This window comes from Pseudomonas sp. P5_A2_2, assembly GCF_054177685.1.
Map to the genome: position 1 here is coordinate 1 of NZ_JBGCUL010000131.1, position 8,530 is coordinate 8,530.

The 8,530-nt window shown below is 58.5% G+C and carries 6 protein-coding genes; 2 read left to right on the forward strand and 4 right to left on the reverse strand.

Annotated features, from left to right (window positions below):
* From ACXRVY_RS11220 to yaaA, 4 genes are all read right to left on the reverse strand, one after another.
* On the reverse strand, positions 1–765 hold a 765-nt coding region (locus ACXRVY_RS11220), incomplete at its 3' end, for a PilZ domain-containing protein (RefSeq protein WP_458237404.1).
* A 35-nt stretch (positions 766–800) separates the two neighbouring features.
* A complete protein-coding gene (alg8, locus tag ACXRVY_RS11225; protein ID WP_458237405.1) occupies positions 801–2,282 on the reverse strand; it encodes a mannuronan synthase in 1,482 nt (493 codons plus the stop codon).
* Positions 2,283–2,377: 95 nt separating this feature from the next.
* A complete protein-coding gene (locus ACXRVY_RS11230; protein ID WP_223459840.1) occupies positions 2,378–3,694 on the reverse strand; it encodes a nucleotide sugar dehydrogenase in 1,317 nt (438 codons plus the stop codon).
* An 811-nt stretch (positions 3,695–4,505) separates the two neighbouring features.
* Positions 4,506–5,285, reverse strand: coding sequence for a peroxide stress protein YaaA (gene yaaA, locus ACXRVY_RS11235; protein WP_223459842.1), 780 nt, complete (start codon positions 5,283–5,285; stop codon positions 4,506–4,508).
* Between the two features lie 267 nt (positions 5,286–5,552).
* Here yaaA and ACXRVY_RS11240 point away from each other — a divergent pair, with 267 nt between their 5' ends.
* Together ACXRVY_RS11240 and ACXRVY_RS11245 are read left to right on the forward strand one after the other, a co-directional pair.
* On the forward strand, positions 5,553–6,677 hold the full coding sequence (locus tag ACXRVY_RS11240; protein ID WP_223459844.1) for a polysaccharide deacetylase family protein: 1,125 nt from the start codon (positions 5,553–5,555) through the stop codon (positions 6,675–6,677).
* A 336-nt stretch (positions 6,678–7,013) separates the two neighbouring features.
* The gene (locus ACXRVY_RS11245) at positions 7,014–8,408 is read left to right on the forward strand and encodes a PhoH family protein (protein WP_223459847.1); all 1,395 of its coding nucleotides are present in this window, start codon (positions 7,014–7,016) and stop codon (positions 8,406–8,408) included.
* Positions 8,409–8,530 lie beyond the last annotated feature (122 nt).

The window sequence follows — 8,530 nt, forward strand, 5'->3', positions numbered from 1 at the left end:
GAACAGTTCTGCAACCTTGGCCGGGGCCAGTTGGTCTTCGTCGAGATGACCCTTGAGCACGTCGAGCATRCTGGTGCTGAAGGTCGCCAGCGGTGCGCCCTTGGCGGCCACGCCGTCGGCTTTCACCAGACTCTGCACGGTGCCGTCGCGGGGCATGGTGATGTTCACGCCCGGCACGCTGACCAGACCGGCCTGGGCGTGGCTGACGAAGTACATGCCGTACACCGATTTGAAAACAAAACCGAATGCAGCCAGGCCGACAACGAAGACCCCCAGGCTGAAGGTTACGGCTTTCATGCGGCCGAACGCGGTCATGCCGTGGCCGCCGTCCTTCAACTTGCGCGCTTTGGTGAAGTTGTCGCGCTGCAGGGTCGCCAGCATTTCACCCACGCTGACGATGTCGCCAGCCAGGTGCGAAGTGATCAGGTGACGCAGGGTCGAGATGTCCCGTGGTTCCAGGTTCTGGAACTGGCAGCCGGCGCGTCCGGTCTCGCGATCGAAGGAGCGGACCTGCAACTCGACGTCGATGGCCAGGCCGAGGTTGTCGATGAGGAATTGCAGGCGGGCCTTGTACACGTCACCGATCTTCAGCGGCAACTGACCGGCGTTGAACGCCAGGCCACCGGCGGACAGGTCGATCACCCGGGCTTCGACCGGTGTCCGGTCGGGGCCGAAGAAACGCAGCTTGGCCGGGATTTTCACTCGGGCGTGTTGGCGCTGGGCTTCGGATTCATGCACTACGTTGGCGTTGACGGCGGTATTCATAAGGGCGTTTTCCTAGTTAATTCAGGCGAGTTCGGTCAGACCATCAACAGCAGCACGGCGACAAAAATGCTGCCGGCAGAGAAGGTCATGGTCCGAGACGACCAGGTGTTGAACCAACGTTGAAAGCTGGCGAGATCACGGGTCAGAGAAGTGGGCTGGCGAGTCCAGGACTGTTTGTCGAGGCGGAAGAACACGTAGATCTTCACCAGCGCGCCGACGATCTGGTTGTAATAGAGAATCGCCGGGTAAGCCGGGCCGATCCGGTGACCGGAGCAGGACAGCAGCACGGTCAGGATCAGGCGGGTAATGCCGATCCACAGCAGGTACACCAGGATGAACGCGGTGCCGTACTTGAAGCTGGCGATCAACGCCACGGTCAGGCCCAGCAGCGAGGTCCACATCGACACGCGCTGGTCGAACAGCACCACCGAAGTGAACACGCCGAGGCGTTTGATCCCCAGGCCCAGGGCACGGGAGTTCTGCCGCAGGTTGTTGCCGTACCAGCGGAASATCAGTTTGCGGCTGGCCTTGATGAAGCTCTTTTCCGGCGGGTGTTCAACGGTGTTGATCGCCGCGTCGGGCACGTAGAACGTGTCGTAGCCCAGGCGCATCAAGCTGAACCAGCTCGACTTGTCATCGCCGGTAAGGAACTTGAAGCGACCCAGGCGCCAGTGTTGCAGCGAATCGCTTTCCACGTCGGCGATGAAGTCCGGGTTGGTGACCACGGTGGCGCGGAACACCGACATGCGGCCGGTCATGGTCAGCACGCGCTTTGACAAGGCCATCGAGCACATGTTGATGTGGCGCTGGGCGAAACGCAGCTTGTGCCATTCGCTCATGATGTAGCCGCCGCGCACCTCGCAGAATTCGTTTGTGGTCAGGCCACCGACGTTGCCGAACATCTGGAACCACGGCACGGTCTTGAGCACCACGCCTTCGGCAAGCACGGTGTCGCCATCGATCACTGCGACCACGGCGCGATCATCCGGCAGGTGCCGGGAGATGGCGCGGAAGCCGTAGGCCAGGCCATCGCGCTTGCCGGTGCCGGGAATGCGCACGAAGTCGAGTTTCACCCGGGACGGCGGGTTCATCCGGTTCCACAGGCTTTTGACCAGCAGTTCATCGGACATTTCCACGATGGAGCAGACCACGGTGGTCGGCAGGCCGCAGTCGATGGCTTCGCGGATCACCGAACTGTAGACCTGCGCAGTGGTCAGGGCATCGATGCGGAAACTGGTGACCATCAGGAACACATGGGACGGGTCAGCCGCTTTACCCAGCTTGCGCACTTTGCGCCGCAGGTGCGGGTAGACGATGTACAGAAAAATCATGCCGCGCACAAAGTGCGTGGCACCCATCGAGTAGCGCCAGATACCGACGATACCGATCAGGAAAATGAAGTCCTTCGACTCGGAGTCGAACGTGGACACGGGCAACGCCATGGCGAGGCCCATCAGTAAACTCAGGTAGAACAGCCACCCGGCGGCCTGGAGTAGGCCGTGTTTTAGCCTGTGCATAATCGGAATCCTAAAGTCAGTTGCAAGCCCCAAGCTTCAAGCCCCAAGCGAGGAGCTTTGAACTTGCGGCTTGGAGCTTGAAGCTTGCGGCTGCTTTACCAGCAGATACCTTCAGTCCGGCCAGTCACGCTGGTGGCCTTGGACATGAAACCGACCAGGTCGATCACTTGCTTGCCATGTGGAACGTCCTGCACCAGAGCGCGGAACTTCTCGTCACGGTTGCCGAGGATGATCACGTCGGAGTTGTTGATCACCGCGTCGAAATCGGAGTTGAGCAAGGACGAGACGTGAGGGATCTTCGACTCGATGTAATCCTTGTTCGCGCCGTGAACGCGGGCGTACTCGACGTTGCTGTCGTAGATGCTCAGGTCGTAGCCCTTGCCGATCAGCATTTCCGCCAGGTCAACCAGCGGGCTTTCACGCAGGTCGTCGGTGCCGGCCTTGAAGCTCAGGCCCAGCAGGGCGACTTTGCGTTTGTCGTGGCTGGAAACGATGTCGAAAGCGTTCTGCACCTGGGATTCGTTGCTGCGCATCAGCGAGTTGAGCAACGGCGCTTCCACGTCCAGGGAACCGGCGCGGTAGGTCAGGGCACGCACGTCTTTTGGCAGGCACGAGCCGCCGAAAGCGAAGCCTGGGCGCATGTAGTACTGGGACAGGTTGAGGGTCTTGTCCTGGCAGACCACGTCCATCACTTCGCGACCGTCGACGCCGACTGCCTTGGCGATGTTGCCGATTTCGTTGGCGAAGGTGACCTTGGTGGCGTGCCACACGTTGCAGGTGTACTTGATCATCTCGGCGACCGCGATGTCCTTGCGGATGATCGGTGCGTCAAGCTCTTCGTACAGCGATTGCAGAACGTCGCCGGAAGCCTTGTCGAATTCGCCGATGACGGTCATTGGCGGCTGGTCGTAGTCGGCGATCGCGGTGCTTTCGCGCAGGAACTCAGGGTTCACGGCCACGCCGAAATCAACGCCGGCCTTTTTGCCGGAGCAGTCTTCGAGAATCGGGATGACCACGTTGGCCACGGTACCCGGCAGCACGGTGCTACGCACGACGATGGTGTGGCGGGTGGTCTTGTCACGCAGGACAAAACCGATTTCGCGGCACACCGCCTCGATGTAGTTCAGTTCCAGATCGCCGTTCTTCTTGCTCGGCGTGCCCACGCAGATCATCGACAGGTCGGTGTCGCGAATCGCCTCGGCGAAGTTGGTGGTGCCACGCAGACGACCGGTCTGGATGCCCTGGGCCAGAAGTTCACCCAGGCCTGGTTCAACGATCGGCGATTTGCCGGCATTGATCATATCGATCTTGTCTTTGGCCACATCGACGCCAACGACGTCATGGCCCCGTGCAGACAGGCAACCGGCACAGACTGCGCCGACGTAACCCAAACCAAAAATGCTGATGCGCATCGCAATTACCTCTGTATTGATCAAGCCATTAGATGGCCGGAGTTAATGGTGTTCAGCGTGTTTTAGTGCACTCGCAAGTGTGCCTTACAGGCACAACAATGCCCTGTGCTGGCATATAAGTTACGAGTGGCTAAATAAATGCACTCAAGGTGTGCGCAACTAGGCCTTGTTGTTATGATTTGCCCTGTTATGCAGCAGATCCTCTTTTCAGAAGATGCAGGTGCAAAGGTCCTGCACGCTTGATGTCAGGCCGAAAGCCCGTGGATCAAGCGTTCTGGTGCTCGGGTGAGCACGTTTATAGGGGCGCTGCCGTGGCCTTGTAGGGGATAGTCATATAGCGTTATCTCCTGTCCGATTGCTGTTGTCCAAATCAGTGATTAGTCAGCGCAAGTTAGTGTTACAACTTCGCTACATGAATCGCTTATCTGCGTAAGTTATCTCGTACACGCTCGGCGAGAATCGTTACCGGTGGTATGAGCGGCGTATTTGGACATAGTTCCAGTCCGCTCATCGTCAAATCTGAAATTTCTTGAAATATTGAGAAAGATGGCACTGCTCTCAAATTGATAGCACTTGCCGTTTCGCCCTTTATATATAGGCGGCTCAACCGCGGAGATATTTTTTTGCCACTACTGTTAAAAAAAGTCAGTGCCACTACGCAAAAAAAAGATCGAAGTCGAGTGAAACTAAAGTTAGGAAATCAAGTGATGAATTTTTGGCGCCATAAATATGGCGAAAAGGCGGGGAAGGCTGAAGTGAGTCAAGGGTCGGCGCACGAGGGTTTGTGGAGGTCGTGCGCCTACCGGATGCATCACTCTGGTGCGTGATCGCGCAGAAACACCAGATTGTCCGGCTTGGACTGTTCGGCGCTGTAGCGATAGCCCTGAACGTCGAACTGCTTGAGGGTGGCCGGGTCGTTGATGCGTTCGTCGATGACGAAGCGGCTCATCAAGCCGCGGGCCTTTTTCGCGTAGAAGCTGATGATCTTGTACTGGCCGTTCTTCAGGTCCTTGAATTCGGTATTGATGATGCGCGCGTTCAAGGCGTTGCGTTTGACCGCAGAGAAATACTCGTTGGACGCCAGGTTGAGCAGCACGTCATCGCCTTGATCGACCAAGGCTTCGTTCAGCCATTCGCTGATGCGTGTGCCCCAGAAAGCATACAAATCCTTGCCCCGGGCGTTGGCCAGCCTGGTGCCCATTTCCAGGCGGTAGGGTTGCATCAGGTCCAGCGGGCGCAGCAGGCCATAGAGGCCCGAGAGCATGCGCAGGTGTTTTTGGGCGTAATCGAAATCGGCTTCGCTGAGGGTTTGCGCATTCATGCCGGTGTACACATCCCCCTTGAAGGCCAGTAGAGCTTGCTTGGCGTTTTCCGGGGTGAACGCCGGGGTCCAGCTGCCGAAGCGCGCGGCGTTGAGCCCGCCGATCTTGTCGGAGACGTGCATCAACTCGCTGATCTGCGCCGGGGACAGCTCACGCAATTGCAGGATCAACTCCTGGGAATGGTCGAGGTACTGCGGCTGGGTGAAGCGCTGGGTCGCCGGCGGTGTTTCATAGTCGAGGGTCTTGGCGGGTGAAATCACCATCAGCATGAAGTCGTCTCCTTTAATCGTGGTGGCGATTCTAGGGGGTTGTCGGTGTTGACTCCAGCTATGGCGTCCATAGGTGATGGCCGGTGGATTGCGTAAAACCCTGTGGGAGCGAGCTTGCTCGCGATTGCGGTATGACATTCACCAAAGATGGTGCCTGAACTACTGCTATCGCGAGCAAGCTCGCTCCCACAGTGGTTCAGTGTTGCTGCAGGAGGTGTGTGTGGATCAGCTATAGTGCCGCGCGGGTTTTGTTATGGAGACATCCCATTGCGTATCGCTTTTCTCATCTCGATCTGGCTACTGAGCGTCGCTGCCCTCGCGGCACCGGGCGATGTGGCGACGCTCGATCGCAGCACCTGGCCAGAAAAACTCGGCAACCCGACGTTGTTCGACGTGGCGTCCAGGGCCGAGATCCTCATGTTTTCCAGTGTCCTGTTGGCCAGCGAGTCGCTGGATGAACCCGCCCTGGCCCAGCGCCTGGGCCTGCGCACGATCAACCTGGAGTCGGTCAACCGGGTTCGCCAGCGCATGTGGCAACGGCTGCTGGCCAACTACAACTTCGCCCAACAGAGTTGCGACCAGGATGCCTCCTTCTGTTTTCTGGTCGAAGACATGCCCACCCTGCGCGAGCAGGCCGCCAGGTTCCAGGTCGGCGCAGACAGCTACTACATCAAGTGGGCCGAGCCGAGCCGTGTGTTTCACACCCAATACCTGGACGAGCAGTTGCGCAAGGCCGCGTTGTTCCCGCAAACCAGCAGTGAAGTCGATCGCTTCGGCGACTATGAGCGCACCGGCGACGAGATGCATGACCGGCTGTTTCTGCTGACTTTCGACAGCGCCGCCAACGCCGCGCCGGATAACACCGCCTGGGTCACCGAGTACCTGCGCAAGTCGAACATGAGCGGGACGTTCTTCGTCCTCGGCAAGGACATCCAGGCGCGTTTGGCCGAGCATTCGGTGAGTAACCTGCAAGCGACCTACTCGAGCCAGTGCATCGGCGTACAAGGCTGGGAGTTCCGTTCCCACAGCCACTGGCAGGACTGGCAGGACTCGGTGCGCCGCAGCGCCGAACTGGTCAAAAGCAAGCTGCCGGAGAACTACGTGCCCCTGTTCCGTCCGCCTGATGGACAGCGCCGTGCCGATGCCGAAGGCTTCTTCAAGGCTCAGGGTTTACAGGTAGCGCTGTGGGACATCGACGCCCAGGACGGCGCCGGCAGACTCAAGGGCAACCCGAGCGCGCAACGGGTGCTGACCCTGATGCTGCTGTGGCGGCACGGGGTGATCAATTTCAATGTGAAGCAGGATGGGGTGAAAACGGCGTTGCCGTGGCTGGTCACGCAAGCGGCGCCGGTCGGAATCGGCTGGGAAGATTGCCAGGATGCGTTTCGCTGAAAACGACAAAACCCCGTAGACATCGGGTTTTTGGCGATTTTGGAAGGGGATTCGTTGCAGGTCGACTTACGACTGTAAACGGGTGATGGCAGTCCGCCAAGTGCTATTGGTCATTCTGAAAAATAAACTTCAAAAAAGCGTCAAAGTACTTTTTTCTGTCATACGTTTTGGAGTATTACGAAGACAGACCGCCGAAACCTGCAACACAGGTGGCGTCTTCCAAGACCCCGCATGTATGCAGAACACTTGAGTCCCCGCAGGTGTATTCGGCAGTCACTTCGAGGCGCAGCACCGTCAAGGTATTGCGTCGACTGGCTCCCACAAAGGTGACCGAGTATGGATGATCACGGACGTAGCTCTTCTTCCAACCAGCCAATCCTTTATGTACTCGATACCAACGTATTGATTCACGATCCAAACGCGCTGCTCAACTTCGAAGAACACCACGTCGCGATCCCGATGACCGTGCTTGAAGAGCTCGACAAGCTCAAGAGCGGGCATCACAGCGTTGCCGCCGAATGCCGCCAGGCCATCCGCCTGATCGACAAGACCCTGGGCGATGCCTCACCCGAGGATGTCGAGCAGGGTGTGCCGATCCAGCGTGGCAAAAGCGGACCCAAGGGTTTGCTGTCAATTCTGATGATCAGGAATGCCGAGCCGCATCTGATTCTGCCCGAGCACCTGAACGACAACAAAATCATCAACCAGCTGATCGACCTGCACGCGCGCGACCCGAAAAAGCCCGTGGTGCTGGTCACCAAAGACATCAACATGCGCCTCAAGGCGCGCGCCTGCGGGATCGAGGCCGAGGACTACAGCACCGACCAACTGGTCGATGACGTGTCCTTGCTGCCCAACGGCTACCACAACATGACCGGCTCTTTCTGGGACCGCGTGAGCAAGGTCGAAACCCGTCAGGACCACGGCCGCACCTGGCATCAGGTGCAGTTGATCGACAACCTGCCGGCGGTGCACATCAACGAATTCATCATTGATGAACAGGGCTTTGTCGGTTGGATCAAGGAGATCGAAGAGGACCGCTTGCTGATTCTCGACCTGCACCAGGAACCGCTGCTGCACCAGGAAGCCTGGGGCCTCAAGCCGCGTGATATCTATCAGAGCCTGGCGTTGTACGCCTTGCTCGATCCGGATATCCACCTGGTCAACCTGTCGGGTGCCGCAGGTTCGGGTAAAACCATCCTGGCGCTGGCCGCTGCGATCGAGCAGACCATGGTCAGCAAACGTTATCGCCGCATCATCGCCACCCGCAGCGTGCAGGGCCTGGACCAGGAAATCGGCTTCCTGCCCGGCACCGAGGCGGAAAAAATGGAGCCGTGGCTGGGCGCCATCACCGACAACCTCGAAGCCTTGCACATGGATGACGAAAGCACCCATGGCAGCGTCGACTACATCCTCAGCAAAGTGCCGTTGCAGTTCAAATCCCTCAACTACATCCGGGGCCGCAGCTTCCAGCAGAGCCTGATTCTGATCGACGAATGCCAGAACCTCACGCCGCACCAGATGAAAACCATCATCACCCGTGCCGGCGCCGGTTCCAAAGTGGTGTGCCTGGGCAACCTGGCGCAGATCGATACCCCTTACCTGTCCGCGACCAGCTCCGGGCTGACCTACCTCACTGAACGCTTCAAGGACTTCCCGAACGGGGTGCACATCACCCTGCAAGGGGTACCACGCTCGATCCTGGCCGAATACGCCGAATCGCATTTGTAACTGTCCACCGAAACCGGGCGGCCGCGAGGTTGCCCGGTTTTTTTGTACTCGACGTAAAGGCCCGTGCCTCAGGGCATACCCAATACCGATGAATGTGTTTCTGCAAAGCCTGGTGCGAAAGC